Below are 14,191 nucleotides of genomic sequence, written 5' to 3'. Positions count from 1 at the left end.
AAAGGCGCTCAAGACAGGCTTCGACGAAGCTCAGGCCGAACGGCGATGGCTGCTGCGGACGCCTTATTTCGCCTTCATCGATTGCACCGCGGCCAGCGTGCTTTTCACATGGCCGCTATAGTTCATCTCGCTATGGACGAAGACGACCCGGCCGTTGGGCGCGATGACATAGGAGGTGCGGTCGGTCATCCCGGGCCGCATCTTGAGCGCTACGTCATAGCCGGAGATGATGTCGGGACCGGCCGAGGCGATTGCGAACTTGCCGGCGCACTCCTTGGTCGAAAAGGCGACAAGATCGTCCACCGGATCGGCCGACATGCCGATCACGGTGGCGCCCGCCTTCTTGAAATCATCGATATGCGTCGCGAACTCGCGCGCTTCCGCCGAGCAGCCGGGGGTAAAAGCCTTGGGGAAGAAATAGAGGACGACTGGCCCGCGTTTCAGCTGGTGGGACAAGGTGAGGGTGAAGGTCTTTCCCGCAAGCGCGCCGCGCGTGGTGAAATCGGGCGCCTTGGCACCGGCGGACAGCGCCGCCATGGCACCGGTCGATCCAAGCACGCTGGCGGCAAGGCCCATGGCGATCATCATGCGCTTCATCATCACCTTCACTCCATCCTTTGGCGGCTGCGCCAAAGGTGATGGCCCCTCTCCGGGCGGCTGGCAAGCCTGTAGCGGAACCCATCTGCGCCCAACCGGTTCATTACGGATGCGCCTGCTTTTCGCCATGCCTTTGCTGCTGCTTTCCGCCTGTGACGACAAGGGCGGGGACACGCCCCGCATGTCGACCAACATCGTCGACGAGCAGGCAAGCTATGATGTCAGCAACGAAACGCCCGCAGAGGATGAAGCGCTGACCGCGAGCAATGAGGCGGAGGCTTCGCCGCCCGTCAACGCCGCGTCGCCGGACAGAGCGGGAAAGTCGGCTTCTTCGACGCCTGCAGGTGGAATCCCTGCCGCCCTGCAGGGCAATTGGACGGGCCTCAACGATCGCTGCGGCGACCGGTCGGCCGAGCTGGAATTGAAGGTCACGCCCGACAGCCTGATCTTTCACGAAAGCGTCGGCACGGTGAAGGGGGTCGTCACCGGCACCGGCGGCAAGCTGCGGGTCGACGCCGCTTTTACCGGCGAGGGCGACAGTTGGACCAAGAGGCTGGAACTGCGTCCGTCAGCCAGTGGCCGCGAACTGACCATCATCAATGACGGGGCGGCGGTGACCCGCAAGCGCTGCTGATACTCCGCCTTTGTCGCGTCGTTGCTTTTTGCGCAAAACCGGTTCCCTCTTTCACGCGCGATGCTCTAGAGCGGGGCGATGATCGGCCGCCTGACCTTGAGCGATTTCCGCAACCATGCGGATGCGCTGATCCTTCCTGATCATGCCTTCATCGTGCTGACGGGGGAGAATGGCGCGGGCAAGACCAACATATTGGAGGCGGTGTCGATGCTGGCGCCTGGACGCGGCCTGCGCGGCGCGGCGCTGCGCGACATGGCGCGGCAGGGCGGGACAGGCAGCTTCGGCATCGCGGCGGAGGTGGACGGCGTGGTGCTGGGCACCGGCACCTCCCCGCAAGCGCCGGACCGGCGGCAAGTGCGGGTCGGCGGCGTTGCCTCTTCGGCGAACGCCCTTGCCGATCATCTGGCGATCGTCTGGCTGACGCCCGCGATGGACCGGCTGTTCATGGACAGCCCCGGCGGGCGGCGGCGCTTTCTCGACCGGCTGACGCTCGCGCTGCATCCCGAGCATGCCGTCCGTAGCGCGCGCTACGAGGCGGCGATGCGGGCGCGCAACCGGCTGCTGTCCGACCTGCCGCGTGCCGATCCATCCTGGCTGGCGGCGCTGGAAACGCAGATGGAGGAACATGGCGAGCAGCTTTCGGTGGCCCGCGCCGACCTGGTCGCGCGGCTTGGCGGTGAACTGGAGGGGCAGGCTGACGAGCCCTTCGCCCGTCCATTGCTGGCGATCGAGGGTGAGGACGGGGGCGGCGCGCCGCTTGCCCAGCGGCTCGCGCGCGAGCGGCGGCGGGATGCGGCGGCTGGGCGCACCCTGTCCGGGCCGCACCGGCAGGATCTCGCGGTAAACCACGCGGCCAAGAGGCAGGCGGCGGCGCTCTGTTCGACGGGGGAGCAGAAGGCGCTGTTGCTGTCCATCCTGCTTGCGCATGCCGCTCTGGTCGCGGGACATCGGGGGCAACCGCCCGTGCTGCTGCTTGATGAGGTGGCGGCTCATCTCGACCCGTCGCGGCGGGCCGCGTTGTTCGACAGGTTAACGGAAACCGGCGGTCAGGTCTGGATGACGGGGACGGAAGATAGCCTTTTCAATGACTTGAGTTCCGCGACACGGTTAACCGTAACTTCGGGCCGTGTTTTTCGTTCCGCAGAATAACGCGCCCCCACAACAACTCACCGCTCGACGCTTCTCAATTCATCCTTGCTCTGCCCTAAGGGCGGCACGGGGTTGATAACGCACAACAAGTCGGGGGTCGTTCCACACATGATCGGTGCTTTTCGCGCATTTATCGCGACTGCCATGCTTGCGCTCGGCGCCTTGATCGTGACCCCTGCCGCTGCCGGCGTTCTCCAGTGCGCGCCCTATGCGCGGCAAGTTTCCGGCATCGAAATCTACGGCAACGCTAACACATGGTGGGGACAGGCCGAGGGCCGCTATGACCGTGGCCATGAGCCGCGCGAAGGCGCCGTGCTGGCCTTCTCCGCCAGCCGCTCCATGCCCGTGGGCCATGTCGCCATGGTGAGCAAGGTGGTCAGCGATCGCGAAGTGCTGCTGACCCACGCCAACTGGTCCTATCGCGGTGGTATCGAGCGCAACGTGCGCGCGATCGACGTGTCGCCCAACAATGACTGGACCGATGTGCGCGTATGGTACGGCCCGATCGGCGGCTTGGGCCTCCGCTCGAACGCCGCCAAGGGCTTCATCTATCCCGGTCATGCCCGTGAAGCTGCGCCGGTCCAGATCGCCATGGCCGACCGCGTGAGCCCGGCCGCAGCCGCCGCTGGCACTGCTTTCTAAGGCATTAACTATTTTCTAAGCGCCGCTGGCTAGTTTGACCGGCGGTGGGGCGATTCTCAATATTTTGAGGTCGCAAAAATGTTTCGATATCTTCGCGGAGCAGCATTGGTGCTGGCTTCGCTGGCCGCGACCCCGCTATGGGGCGCGACGGCTTTGCAGTGCGTACCCTATGCGCGGATCGTGTCCGGCGTGAATATCCGGGGCGACGCGCTGACCTGGTGGGATCAGGCGGAGAGCCGCTATGCGCGCGGCCATGTGCCTCGGCGCGGCGCCGTCATGGCCTTCCGCCCCTATGGCCCGATGGTGCTTGGTCATGTCGCAGTGGTGAGCAAGGTGCTGGACGACCGGCGCGTGCTGATCCGGCACGCCAACTGGTCGGTGCCCGGCGCGATCGAGGAAGATGTACTGGCGCTCGACGTGTCCGAAGCGGGCGATTGGAGCCAGGTCCGTGTCTGGCACAGTCCGACCGGGCAGATGGGTGCGCGGACCAACCCGACTTTCGGCTTCATCTATCCCGACAAGGCGCAGCTGCGCGCATTCGAGGCCGATCCGGCGCTCGGCACCAGCGTGCGCTTCGCCAAGGTGGACGCTGATATGGGGAAGCTGTCGAAGGCAGCGGTCAAGGTGGATGGGGAAGAGGCGCCGGCGCGTCTTGCGAGCCTGGGCCGGTCCTTGCGCAAGGCGGCGCGTGAGCCGAAGCTGGAGGTCGACATGCGGGCGGTGCAGTTTGCGGACGCCATGCCGTCGGGGCGATCGCTGCGGGACATCATCGCCGATGTGAAGCGGGATGCGCGGCTGCGCTAAAGACAAATGCCATTCGGGCCGAGCCATTCGACAGGCTCGGCCCGAATAATTTATTCACTCGGGCTGCGACGGCTCTTCGCCGCCTTCGGCTGCACGCTCGAACCAGGCTTCCACCGGGCCTGACAGCTTGATGGTCAGCGGCTGGCCGTGGCGATCCTTGGTCTTGCCGGCGGCGACACGGATCCACCCTTCGGAAATGCAATATTCCTCGACATCGTTGCGGACGCGGTCCTTGAAGCGGATGCCGATCCCCCGTTGCAGCACGTCCATGTCGAAATGGGGGCTGCGCGGATTGGTCGAGAGGCGGTCGGGAGGCGTGTCGCTCATGGCTGTTTCAGATCCTTCGTTTCGCGCCGCCTAGCCTTTCGGCTGCGCCGCCGTCAACCGGGGCGCATCGTCCACATCGCAGAAGATGCGGCGGATCACGCCCTGCTCCAGCCAGGAGGCGAAGCGAACTTCCGCATCGGCAAGCCCGGCGAAGGGATAGGCCACGGGTTGATCGTTGACGGCGCGGCTGGCCTGAACCAGCCGGATCATCGCATCCGGCGCAGTGGTCAGGATGCGCCCCCGCCGGTCGGTCGCCGCGCTGTTGACTGCGACCACATGGCCATCTTCGGCAAATACGGGGCCGCCGCTGATGCCGGACAAAGTGTCGTCGCTTTCGGGCAGGCGAGCGACTTCCGCCCAGGCGAGAACTGGCTGGGTTTCCTCCGTCCGCCCACGCCGGGCGCTTGCAGCGCCGATCAGTTCGGAGACGACGAGCGCGGCGCGTCCTGCGGGAAAGCCCATATGGAAGCCGACTGAGCCGGGCGCGGGAACCCGGCCCGACAAAGGCAAGGCATGATCGCTGGGCAGGCCGTCACGCACTAGGGCGGCGTCCGCCTCCCGGCTTTCCACCACGCGGGACACGGCGCGCGCGACGCCGCCTTCCTCCAGCCCGATGCGGGCGCAGTCGTGGGTGACATGTTCCGCCGTCAGCCAGGCGCCGTCGCGGTCCACGGCGAAGGCTGTGCCCATGCTGTCCGATGGCGCGCCCGGGCGGTCTTCGATCACGAAAGCCTCATCGCTCCATTGCGGCATTGGGCGGCGGGGGGAGCGCGGGTCGAAGGTTTCGACCTGCAAGGGCGTGGGCTGCGTCACCTCGCCGATCCAGGCGAGCGCCAATATGCCGCCAAGCATCAGCGGCAGGCATCCTATGCTCCGCCGCGCCATATTCAGCCCGCCACGGCCGCGGCCGTCAGGCAGGCGATCGCAACCTTCATCATCGCCAGGAAGGTAGCGGCGGATCGCTCATTCGCCTCGATCCGGGCGGAAAGGGAGCCGAGCAGGAAATCGACGAAGCGGAAGGCGATCAGTTGCAGCACAAGCGTGACGCTGCCCCAGATGATGATGTCCCAGACGTTGACCGATCCGGCGAGGCACAGCGCCAGCGGAACGGCAAGGCCTATCGCCGCGCCGCCGAGCGAGATCGCCGCAGCCTCATTCCCGGCGCGAATCAGGGCGAATTCATCGTGCGGCGTGATCCACATATAAAGCGCCAGTGCCGCGAGCCACGCCAGCGTCGCGCAGGCAAGGTGCAGCAGGAAGATGGGGAGCCCGGACAGCAGGCTCTGAATGACGGGCATGGGATCGCTCATGCCGCCAAGGATGCCGCAACCTGATCCCCGCTTCAATCAGGGATCGGGTTGCGGAAGTGTTTCTGTCCCTAAGCCAGACAGTTATGCGTCAGCGGCAGATGCGCACCCGCACGTCGCGATCGCGATAATAGTCATAGCGCCATTCGGTCCAGCAGCGTTGGCGGTAGCGATAATGATGCCGCCTGCCGTCCCGCCAGTAGCGCCGGTCGCCATCGCGCCAGCGGCGATTATCCCAGCGCCGGTCCCAGTCACGGTCGCCCCGCCACTCGCGGTCGCCATAGCCATAATAGCCGCCGCGATATTGCGCCTGGGCTGGCATCGCCGTCGCGCCGAGGGCCGTGACCGCCAGCCCGAGCGCGGCCGCGCCCTTCACGAAGATATTCATATCCTCTCTCCTCAACATGCATCCCCGGACGCAGAGCGTTGGACGGGGCCTATGGGAGAGAGGATGCACAAGCTTCACTGAACCGTCCGGGAACGGCACTGTCAGCCATCATTAAGGGAGGCTATTTGCCGCGCAGTTCGTCTTCTGCTGCGGTCATGTAATCGCGTGTGATCGGCAGCGCGCGGCGATCACGCGCATATTGGACCTGGTAATTCACCATGCCGCCATGTTCGAACACGGTCGCCGCGCCCGCGAGATAAAAGGTCCACAGGCGGAAGAAACGCTCGTCATAGAGAGCGATGATGTCAGCCCGCCGTGCCATCGCCCGGGCATACCATTGGCGGATTGTGAGGCCGTAATGGAGCCGCAGCACTTCGACGTCCGTGACCATCAGCCGCGTGCCCTCGCTGCCCTGAATCATTTCGGACAACGCCGGGATATAGCCGCCGGGAAAGATATATTTCTGGGTGAAGGCGTCGGTGATGCCCGGCCCGTCCACGCGCCCGATCGTGTGCACCAGCATCACGCCGTCGGGCTTCAGCAACTGCCGGCACTTGTCGAAGAAGGTGCGGTAATGGGCGGTGCCGACATGTTCGAACATGCCGACCGACACGATGCGATCGAACGGACCCTCTACATCGCGATAGTCGATCAGTTCGAAGCGGACATGATCGGCGACGCCTGCCTCCTCGGCCCGTTGCCGCGCGACCTTCAGCTGTTCTTCCGAGAGGGTGATGCCGGTAACGTCCACGCCGCAGGTGCGGTGCAGATAAAGCGCCATGCCGCCCCAGCCGCAGCCTATGTCCAGCACCTTCATGCCTGGCTTCAGGTGCAGCTTCGCGGCGATATGCGCCTTCTTGTCTTCCTGCGCCTGCTCCAGGCTGATGCCGGCCTCATTGTCCGCATCCGGGAAATAGGCGCAGCTATATTGGCGGTCACGATCGAGGAACAACGCATATAGCGCGCCTGACAGGTCATAATGATGGGCGACATTGGCCTTTGACCGCGCGCGGTGGTTGGCGCGCCAGAGCGTTTGGCGGATCGACTTGATGCCGCGTTTCAGCCGCCCCTTGGCGCTGATCGACTTGCCGCTTTCCCAGCTGTTGTTGGCGCGGATGAGCGAGACCAGCTCCATGATGCCGCCGCCCTCGATCGCGACGCGGCCGTCGATATAGGCTTCCGCCATGCCGAGGCGCGGGTCCTTGATGATGTCGAAGGGGACACGTGCGTCCCGGAACTTGAGGGCCAGCGAAGGGAAAGCCGGATCGGGGGCGCCTGCGGTCACTTTCGTGCCGTCATGATAGATGATGGTCAGCTGTCCCCGTGTGACCAGCCGCTTGATGACGCGATCGAACAGTTTCATGGGGCGGCAACCTGTCAGGTCATTACGTCGCCGTCAAATGCCTGCATACCAATCATAATTGGCGCGGTCCTCCCAATAGCCGCCCTTGCCGCCGCCGATCCCGGACAACGTGTCGACCGCCTCTATCTCCATCAGATATTTGGCATGTTTGTAGCCCAATTGCCGCTCGACACGAAGGCGCAAGGGCGCGCCGTTGGCGACGCGCAGCGGCTGATCATTGAGCGCGAAGGCCAGGATGGTCTGGGGGTGAAAGGCGTCGACCATGTCGATGCTTTCATAATATGGCCGCCCGTCGCCCATGAAGTCCGCGCATTTGAAGACGAGATAGCGCGCCTTGTCGCTCATCCGCGCGGCATCGAGGACGAGGCTGAGCGGCACGCCCCGCCATTTGCCGATGGCGCTCCATCCCTCAACGCAATCGTGGCGGGTGATCTGTTCGCGGTGGGGCAGGCTGTGCAATTGGGCAAGGGAGAGGGAGAGGGGGCGGCCGACCAGACCCGAAAGCTTGAGCCGCCAGTCGGCAAAGCCCGACCGCCACAGCGCGCGGTATTCCGGCGTGTTCGGATTGGCAGTGCCGTTGGGCCGGAAGAAGGGCGAGATCTGGTCGGGCCTGAACTCCCGCGCCAGTGCGCCGCGCGCCATCAGGCTGCGCTGCGCCCATTTGTGAAAATTCTCCGCCGAGAACAGCAGCTCTCGCGCTTGCTCATTGCGGGCCAAGCCGTCGCATCCTGACAGAGTCGCAGCCGCGCCGAACAATAATGTGCGGCGGTTCAGGATCAGGGTCACGGCCGCGCCTCTGGCAAGCGGTAGCGGCCGGTGATGATCGAGCGCAACTCGTTCGCAGGACCGGCAAGCAGCACCATGCTGAGGTGCACCAGAAAGAAAGCCGCCAGCAGGAAGGCGGCGATGAAATGGATCGAGCGCGCCGACTGCCTGCCGCCGAACAGGTCGACCAGCCACGGCCAGGCGGCATTCATGCCCGGCGACATGGTGAGGCCGGTGAAAATCAGCAGCGGCAGGGCGATGAAGATGACCAGGACATAGCTCGCCTTTTGCAGGACATTGTAGCGCAGCGCGGCTTGGCCGGTGGGAAAGCGCAGCCGGGCGTGATCGGCGATGTCCTGCCACACATGGCGCGGCGCCAGCTCACCCCTGCGAAAGGCGAGGTCGCGGCCGATATGACGGCTGAACCACGCCCAGAGCATATAGGCGAGCAGGGCGAAGGCGAAGAGAGGAGCCGCCGCCAAGTGCCAGTGGCGGGACATCGCGAGATCATAATGGGCAGGCAGGGTGATCCACCCGCCAAAGCGCTCCAGCGTCAGCCACGGCTTGTCGAAATTGGCGCCATAATGGCCCCAATAGAGGCGTGGATGGGCGTTGAAGATGCCAAGGCCACTGGTGAAGAGAATGTAGAGCAGTCCGGCATTCAGCCAGTGCCACAGCCGAACCTGCCAGCGGTGGCGCAACACCAGCGGCGCCGTGATGCTGGGGGAGGCGGGGCTGCTGTCCATGAGATGCTGTTACCCTTTTGCATCAGTCGCGTCAAAAGTCGGCCTCTGGTCAGAACGTATCCGAAATGATTGGCCGGTTCATCTTCTGGCCATATTCGCCGTGGATAGGGACGATCATCGTCCGGGGCTGGCAGGCACGGACGGCATGCGTGTCGAATGTGGAAGATGAAGACGAATGACTGTTGCGAAATAGCATCATTAATCAACAATCTTCATATCGATATTGCAACATTGATCAAAGATCACCATATGCGCTTCAGCTCACGACGCAAGATCGGGGCAAGCAGGGATGGCGTAAAAGGGGTCACTTCATAGCGGCGCTTGGGGCTGAAATGCTTCGATACCATGCCTGTTATTATCAAGAGTGTGGCTCATTTCCCGAGCAACGCACTTCTTATTGCATGAGGACTTTATGAAGACTGTGATTTTCGCAGCCGCTGCTGCTGCCGCTTTCTCGGCTCCCGCGTTCGCGCAGGACGCTGCTCCCTTCACCGGCCCCCGCGCTGGCGTGACTGTTGGCTATGACAGCGTCGAAGACTTCAAGGACGGCGTGAGCTATGGCGTGAGCGCTGGCTACGACGTAGCCCTGACCCCCTCCATCACCTTCGGTCCGGAAGTGACCCTGGGCGACAGCACGGCTGACGCCGATGTCGTTGGCGCGGAAGTCAGCCGTGATCTGGCCGCTTCGGTTCGTCTGGGCTACATCCTGAACCCGCAGGTTCTGCTGTTCGGCAAGGTTGGCTACGCCAACACCCGTTTCGAAGGTTCGAACACCAACAACGGCGCTTCGCTCGAAGGCGTTCGCTTCGGTGGCGGTCTGGAATATGCCTTCAACGGCAACGCCTACATCTCGGCTGAATATCAGCGCACCGAATATGAAAACGAAGGCAGCCGTGACGCTGGCGTCGTCAGCATCGGTTTCCGTTTCTAATCCTTTTCGGATCTGAAACACAGAAGGGCGGTCCCACTGGGGCCGCCCTTTTTGTTTGCGTGCATGATTCAGTTTCGCGCGCCTCGCAACGTCACGAGAGCGAACCGGCCAGCGCAAGCACGACGCCACTGACAACCAACAGCAGCCCCAGAACCTCGCTGCGCGTCATCCGCTCGCCAAGGTAGAAATGGCCGAAGCCGAGCGTGAACGCGATTTCCACCTGACCAACGATGCGGACGAGCGCGACGGGCGCTGTGGCAAAGCCGGTAAACCAGCAGGCTGACCCCATGGCAGAGAGCAGGCCGACCTGGCCGGAAATGCGCCAGCTTCCCCAGAGCTTGCGCATCTCGTCCGGTTCGCGCAGCAGCAGATAGCCGCCCTGCATCGAAGTCTGGAGCGCCACCGTCACCACCAGAACGATGAGCGCGGCGAGGATCGGGTCGCCGCCGCCCACTTCCTGCGTGGCGCGGCGGATGCCAATGGCAGTCAGTGCGAAGAAGAAGCCCGAAGCGATGCCGGTGAGCGCCGCAGGTTGGCCGAGCGCCCTCAGGAAATCGGCTGGCCCCATGCGTTTGCCGCCCGCGGACAGCAGCATCACGCCAGCGACGCCGCAGCCTATCCCCGCCCAGGCAAGGGGATGAAGCCGCTCCCCCATCAGCAGGAAGGAGAGGATCGCGCCCTGCACCGCCTCCGTCTTGGAATAAGCGGTGCCGACGACGAAGTTGCGGTGGGCAAAGGCCATGATGAGCAGGTTGGTCGCGATGATCTGCGCGAGGCCGCCCGCAGCGCAGAAGAGCAGGAATTTGGGCTCGGGCGAGGGCAGGGCCGTCGAGAAGGCCCAATGATATCCACCAAGCAGCAGCAGGGCGAAGGGCAAGCCGTAAAGGTAGCGGACCAGCCCGGCAGCGTTGACCGACAGGCTCTTGCTGACGCGCCGCTGCACTGCCGTGCGCCAGGCCTGGGTGGCGCCTGCGAGCAAGGTGGCGGGGAGCCAGATGGGCGAAGATATCATGCTGGTCCTATAGCGGCTTGCCCGGCGCTGTCATGAGGAGGATCGGCGGAAAACAGCCATTCTTGCCCCGAAGTTCACAGTGTATGCGCGCGCGTGCCCCAGCGCGCGTGTGCGGATGCGAGGCACGTCGCGTAGAGCGACGGGATACGCATCCCTGCCGAAATAGGACAGGCGATTATTGATCGGTGCAGCGGAAATAGGATGGATTTTGCGCATGCGGTAGTGGCCGGGCCACAGATGCCCTTGTACCGCGCCGCGCCGTTCAGCCCTGCGGATTGGCGCTGGCCGTGGCCTGCGGTTCGCCCGCATCCTTGGTAGAAGGCGGCATCAACTCCCGCATCACGCCCCAATAGCTGCGCGTGATATGGGCGTTGGCGGCGAAATTGGGGTCGGTCATCAAATGCGCATGCAGCTGGCGCAGATTTTGCCAGGGCACGGATGGAAACAGATGATGTTCCAGATGGTAGCTGACATTGAGCGGCGCGATCAGGAACCGGTCGAGAAGCGTCGGGATGATCGTCCGCGTGCCGTTGAGTTCTCGTTCGTTCGCAACGCCATTATGCTCCGCGATCGCCCTGATCCGGTTGAAGACATTGGCCCAGATGAATTGCGGGATCAACAGAAGGCCCAATATCTGCCAGCGCCAGGGCGAAATCAGGATCAGGCCATAGAAAAGCACGGCCCAGACGACGTAGCGGATGCGCAAGGCGAGCGGGAAGTCGTAGCCGAAGCGCCCCGGATTATGGAAATTGGCGAAGGGCGCCCAGATGCGGCTGTCGCGGGCCATGCGATAGAAATTGAGGCCGGTCACGCTGCGCACCAGCAGCCACAGCATGGCGAGAGGCCGTTTCGGGAAATGCTGATCGGGATCACGCTGCTGCACCCGATAGTCGCGGTCGCGCATCGTGTTCGTGTAGCGATGATGATGCATGTGGTTGGCGCGGTACAGGTGAATGCTGAAGCCAAGCGGATAGGCGACGAAAATGTCCCCTATAAAATCATTGATGCGGCGGTTGCTGAACAGCATCGAGTGGCAGGCATCATGCATCATCACCGCCAGGCATTGGATGCGCGATCCAATGATGAAGCCCGCCACTATATAGACGGGTATGCTGTCGAGACGGATCGCGACGGCGCCGGCGGCGATCGCGACAGCCCATTGCAGGCACAGCAGCACCGCGTTGCGGCGGTCGTCGATGACGGACAGCTTGCGCACGGTCGCCAGCATGTCGCGCCGGGCATAGCGATAGCCGGGCGGATAGAGGTTGGCGTTATCTTCCACGGGAATGCGTCTCCGAGCGCGGCGTCAGCTTGGCGCGGCGACGTTATGAGGGGAGCAGCGCTGCGTCAACGGCGGGGGCTTGGGAGAAGGCATGGCGGCAGGACGCTGAGGCCCTTCGACAGGCTCAGGGCGAACGGGGGTAAGGTGCTTCGCGCTGTCCAATGTGGGTGGAAGCGGCGGGAGGAAGAACAGCGCCGGGTCTGGCGCGGTCGCTGTTCTTCCTTATCGCGGGACTGGGATCAGGCCTGTTCCAGCAAGCCTTCCTTACGGATCTTTTCCTGCCAGACGAGCGGCGCGAGGCGATGGACATTCTGGCCTTCGCTATCGACGGCCACCGTCACAGGCATGTCCTGCACCTCGAATTCGTAGATCGCTTCCATGCCGAGATCTTCGAAGCCGACGACCTTCGCGCCCTTGATCGCGCGGGCGACGAGATAAGCCGCGCCGCCAACCGCCATCAGATAGGCGCTCTTGTGCCTGGCGATGCTGTCCGTTGCGGCTGGGCCGCGCTCGGCCTTGCCGACGCAGGCGGCGAGGCCCTGTTCCAGCATCATGTCCATGAACTTGTCCATGCGGGTCGCGGTCGTGGGACCGGCGGGACCGACCACCTCGTCGCGCACCGGATCGACCGGGCCGACATAATAGATGACGCGGCCCTTGAAATCGACCGGCAGCTGCTCGCCCTTGGCCAGCATGTCCTGGATACGCTTATGCGCGGCGTCGCGGCCGGTGAGCATCTTGCCGTTCAGCAGCAGGCGGTCGCCATGCTTCCAGCTCTGCACGACTTCCGGCGTCAGCGCATCGAGGTCGACGCGGATCGCTTCCTTGCTCGGCTTCCAATCGACCTGCGGCCATTCGGAAAGCTTGGGTGCTTCCAGATAGGCAGGGCCGGAGCCGTCGAGCGTGAAGTGCGCGTGGCGGGTCGCTGCGCAGTTGGGGATCATCGCGACCGGCTTGCCCGCCGCATGGCAGGGATAGTCGTAGATCTTGACGTCGAGGATGGTCGAAAGCCCGCCCAGGCCCTGCGCGCCGATGCCGAGTGCATTGACCTTGTCGAAAATCTCGATGCGCAGGCGTTCGATGTCGTTTTGCGGCCCGCGCGCCTTGAGCTCGCCCATGTCGATGGGCTCCATCAGCGATTCCTTGGCAAGCGCCACAGCCTTTTCCGCCGTGCCGCCGATGCCGATGCCGAGCATGCCCGGCGGGCACCAGCCAGCGCCCATCTGCGGGATCATCTCCAGCACCCAATCGACGATCGAATCGCTCGGGTTCATCATCTTGAACTTGGTCTTGTTCTCGCTGCCGCCACCCTTGGCCGCGACATCTACCGTCACCTTGTTGCCCGGCACCATTTCGACGTTCAGCACGCAGGGCGTGTTGTCCTTCGTATTCTGGCGCGAGAAGGCCGGGTCGCGCAGGATCGAGGCGCGCAGGCGATTTTCGGGGTTAAGGTAGGCGCGGCGCACGCCTTCATCGACCACGTCCTGCATCGAGCGGCTGTTGTCGTCCAGGCGGCAATCCATGCCCCATTTGATGAAGACGTTGACGATGCCGGTATCCTGGCAGATCGGGCGATGCCCTTCGGCGCACATGCGGCTGTTGGTCAGGATCTGGGCAATGGCGTCCTTCGCCGCAGGGTTGGCTTCGGCCTCATAGGCTTTGCCGAGCGCGCGGATGTAATCCATCGGGTGATAGTAACTGATGAACTGGAGCGCGTCGGCGACGCTCTCGATCAGATCGGCGGTCTTGATGACGGTCATCTACCCTGGTCCTCTGGCCATTATAGCGATTTGCGCCCGGCTATAGGGTTTTGGCGGACGCTGTCCAGAGGAAGGGTAGGCCGAATTGGGCGCCTAGCTGGCGATCAGCGGTGGGGTCTGCTGGTGCTGGATGACGCGCCACTCTTCATGCGCCAGCCGCCGATATGTCGATGTGCAATGGGCTTCATAATCCTCACCCTCGCCCCGATGCGCCTTGGCCATGTAGGCGATCACGATCAGCCCCTCCTGCGGGCGCATCACCTGCCGTTCGGTCAGTTCGACGCTGTCCCAGCGCGGCGTCTGCGCCATCGCCTGCGCGGCGTCGCGGCCCTTGTAGATGAAGGGCGGCGCGGGCACGACCATCAGGCCTTCATCATCGATGCACTGCTCATAATCGCTGGCGTCGCCAGTCCAGAGCCGTTCCTCAAACTGCCACACACGCTGGTCGTCCATCTATCGCGCCTTTCTGCCGGGTCGGGTCAAA

At 63.9% G+C, this 14,191-nt stretch carries 17 protein-coding genes; 5 read left to right on the top strand and 12 right to left on the bottom strand.

Annotated elements, in window-relative coordinates:
- Positions 1–63: 63 nt before the first annotated feature.
- Positions 64–597, bottom strand: coding sequence for a peroxiredoxin (locus NCHOL11_RS11525; protein WP_097092912.1), 534 nt, complete (start codon positions 595–597; stop codon positions 64–66).
- On the opposite strand from NCHOL11_RS11525, the gene NCHOL11_RS11520 reads away from it, so the two are divergent.
- The 4 genes from NCHOL11_RS11520 (at position 575) to NCHOL11_RS11505 (ending at position 3,826) form a co-directional block, all read left to right on the top strand.
- Entirely contained in the window at positions 575–1,231 is a 657-nt protein-coding gene (locus tag NCHOL11_RS11520) for a hypothetical protein (RefSeq protein ID WP_369680241.1), read from the top strand. The two genes, NCHOL11_RS11525 and NCHOL11_RS11520, sit on opposite strands and share 23 nt — an antisense overlap.
- Before the next feature lie 78 nt (positions 1,232–1,309).
- Positions 1,310–2,380: a DNA replication/repair protein RecF gene (recF, locus tag NCHOL11_RS11515; RefSeq protein WP_097092423.1), complete on the top strand. Its 1,071-nt coding sequence runs from the start codon at positions 1,310–1,312 to the stop codon at positions 2,378–2,380.
- A gap of 108 nt (positions 2,381–2,488) precedes the next feature.
- Entirely contained in the window at positions 2,489–3,022 is a 534-nt protein-coding gene (locus tag NCHOL11_RS11510) for a CHAP domain-containing protein (protein WP_097092422.1), read from the top strand.
- A 78-nt stretch (positions 3,023–3,100) separates the two neighbouring features.
- Positions 3,101–3,826, top strand: a complete 726-nt coding sequence (locus NCHOL11_RS11505) for a CHAP domain-containing protein (RefSeq protein WP_097092421.1) — start codon at positions 3,101–3,103, stop codon at positions 3,824–3,826.
- 54 nt (positions 3,827–3,880) lie between these two features.
- Here the strand turns inward: NCHOL11_RS11505 and NCHOL11_RS11500 are convergent, their stop codons facing one another.
- The 7 genes from NCHOL11_RS11500 to NCHOL11_RS11470 form a co-directional block, all read right to left on the bottom strand.
- On the bottom strand, positions 3,881–4,153 hold the full coding sequence (locus NCHOL11_RS11500; RefSeq protein WP_097092420.1) for a DUF3297 family protein: 273 nt from the start codon (positions 4,151–4,153) through the stop codon (positions 3,881–3,883).
- 30 nt (positions 4,154–4,183) lie between these two features.
- On the bottom strand, positions 4,184–5,038 hold the full coding sequence (locus NCHOL11_RS11495) for a S1 family peptidase (protein WP_097092419.1): 855 nt from the start codon (positions 5,036–5,038) through the stop codon (positions 4,184–4,186).
- A 2-nt stretch (positions 5,039–5,040) separates the two neighbouring features.
- Positions 5,041–5,463, bottom strand: a complete 423-nt coding sequence (locus tag NCHOL11_RS11490; RefSeq protein WP_097092418.1) for a DUF350 domain-containing protein — start codon at positions 5,461–5,463, stop codon at positions 5,041–5,043.
- Positions 5,464–5,551: 88 nt separating this feature from the next.
- Positions 5,552–5,848: a hypothetical protein gene (locus tag NCHOL11_RS11485; RefSeq protein WP_097092417.1), complete on the bottom strand. Its 297-nt coding sequence runs from the start codon at positions 5,846–5,848 to the stop codon at positions 5,552–5,554.
- 121 nt (positions 5,849–5,969) lie between these two features.
- The gene (locus NCHOL11_RS11480; RefSeq protein WP_097092416.1) at positions 5,970–7,211 is read right to left on the bottom strand and encodes an SAM-dependent methyltransferase; all 1,242 of its coding nucleotides are present in this window, start codon (positions 7,209–7,211) and stop codon (positions 5,970–5,972) included.
- 33 nt (positions 7,212–7,244) lie between these two features.
- The gene (locus NCHOL11_RS11475; RefSeq protein ID WP_097092911.1) at positions 7,245–7,991 is read right to left on the bottom strand and encodes a molybdopterin-dependent oxidoreductase; all 747 of its coding nucleotides are present in this window, start codon (positions 7,989–7,991) and stop codon (positions 7,245–7,247) included.
- Between the two features lie 2 nt (positions 7,992–7,993).
- On the bottom strand, positions 7,994–8,722 hold the full coding sequence (locus NCHOL11_RS11470; protein ID WP_097092415.1) for a cytochrome b/b6 domain-containing protein: 729 nt from the start codon (positions 8,720–8,722) through the stop codon (positions 7,994–7,996).
- 412 nt (positions 8,723–9,134) lie between these two features.
- Between NCHOL11_RS11470 and NCHOL11_RS11465 the strand changes: the two genes are divergently transcribed.
- Positions 9,135–9,653, top strand: coding sequence for an outer membrane protein (locus NCHOL11_RS11465; RefSeq protein WP_097092414.1), 519 nt, complete (start codon positions 9,135–9,137; stop codon positions 9,651–9,653).
- A 91-nt stretch (positions 9,654–9,744) separates the two neighbouring features.
- Here the strand turns inward: NCHOL11_RS11465 and NCHOL11_RS11460 are convergent, their stop codons facing one another.
- The 4 genes from NCHOL11_RS11460 to NCHOL11_RS11445 form a co-directional block, all read right to left on the bottom strand.
- On the bottom strand, positions 9,745–10,665 hold the full coding sequence (locus tag NCHOL11_RS11460) for an EamA family transporter (RefSeq protein ID WP_097092413.1): 921 nt from the start codon (positions 10,663–10,665) through the stop codon (positions 9,745–9,747).
- 262 nt (positions 10,666–10,927) lie between these two features.
- Positions 10,928–11,947 (bottom strand): fatty acid desaturase family protein, encoded by a 1,020-nt coding sequence (locus tag NCHOL11_RS11455; RefSeq protein ID WP_097092412.1) that lies wholly within the window; start codon positions 11,945–11,947, stop codon positions 10,928–10,930.
- A gap of 239 nt (positions 11,948–12,186) precedes the next feature.
- Positions 12,187–13,707 (bottom strand): fumarate hydratase, encoded by a 1,521-nt coding sequence (locus tag NCHOL11_RS11450; protein ID WP_097092411.1) that lies wholly within the window; start codon positions 13,705–13,707, stop codon positions 12,187–12,189.
- A gap of 93 nt (positions 13,708–13,800) precedes the next feature.
- On the bottom strand, positions 13,801–14,160 hold the full coding sequence (locus tag NCHOL11_RS11445) for a DUF4440 domain-containing protein (protein WP_097092410.1): 360 nt from the start codon (positions 14,158–14,160) through the stop codon (positions 13,801–13,803).
- Positions 14,161–14,191: the final 31 nt, after the last annotated feature.

Source organism: Novosphingobium sp. Chol11, from assembly GCF_900218065.1.
In the GTDB taxonomy this organism is placed as follows: Bacteria; Pseudomonadota; Alphaproteobacteria; order Sphingomonadales; family Sphingomonadaceae; genus Sphingobium; species Sphingobium agri.
This window is presented reverse-complemented; position numbering and strand designations above follow the sequence as displayed.

Coding starts and splice junctions, on each gene's coding strand:
- NCHOL11_RS11470 (WP_097092415.1), bottom strand. CDS start 8,722: ATGGACAGCAGCCCCGCCTCCCCCAGCATCACGGCGCCGCTGGTGTTG.
- NCHOL11_RS11500 (WP_097092420.1), bottom strand. CDS start 4,153: ATGAGCGACACGCCTCCCGACCGCCTCTCGACCAATCCGCGCAGCCCC.
- NCHOL11_RS11520 (WP_369680241.1), top strand. CDS start 575: ATGGCGATCATCATGCGCTTCATCATCACCTTCACTCCATCCTTTGGC.
- NCHOL11_RS11505 (WP_097092421.1), top strand. CDS start 3,101: ATGTTTCGATATCTTCGCGGAGCAGCATTGGTGCTGGCTTCGCTGGCC.
- NCHOL11_RS11485 (WP_097092417.1), bottom strand. CDS start 5,848: ATGAATATCTTCGTGAAGGGCGCGGCCGCGCTCGGGCTGGCGGTCACG.
- NCHOL11_RS11525 (WP_097092912.1), bottom strand. CDS start 597: ATGAAGCGCATGATGATCGCCATGGGCCTTGCCGCCAGCGTGCTTGGA.
- NCHOL11_RS11460 (WP_097092413.1), bottom strand. CDS start 10,665: ATGATATCTTCGCCCATCTGGCTCCCCGCCACCTTGCTCGCAGGCGCC.
- NCHOL11_RS11445 (WP_097092410.1), bottom strand. CDS start 14,160: ATGGACGACCAGCGTGTGTGGCAGTTTGAGGAACGGCTCTGGACTGGC.
- NCHOL11_RS11510 (WP_097092422.1), top strand. CDS start 2,489: ATGATCGGTGCTTTTCGCGCATTTATCGCGACTGCCATGCTTGCGCTC.
- NCHOL11_RS11465 (WP_097092414.1), top strand. CDS start 9,135: ATGAAGACTGTGATTTTCGCAGCCGCTGCTGCTGCCGCTTTCTCGGCT.
- NCHOL11_RS11490 (WP_097092418.1), bottom strand. CDS start 5,463: ATGAGCGATCCCATGCCCGTCATTCAGAGCCTGCTGTCCGGGCTCCCC.
- recF (WP_097092423.1), top strand. CDS start 1,310: ATGATCGGCCGCCTGACCTTGAGCGATTTCCGCAACCATGCGGATGCG.
- NCHOL11_RS11450 (WP_097092411.1), bottom strand. CDS start 13,707: ATGACCGTCATCAAGACCGCCGATCTGATCGAGAGCGTCGCCGACGCG.
- NCHOL11_RS11480 (WP_097092416.1), bottom strand. CDS start 7,211: ATGAAACTGTTCGATCGCGTCATCAAGCGGCTGGTCACACGGGGACAG.
- NCHOL11_RS11495 (WP_097092419.1), bottom strand. CDS start 5,038: ATGGCGCGGCGGAGCATAGGATGCCTGCCGCTGATGCTTGGCGGCATA.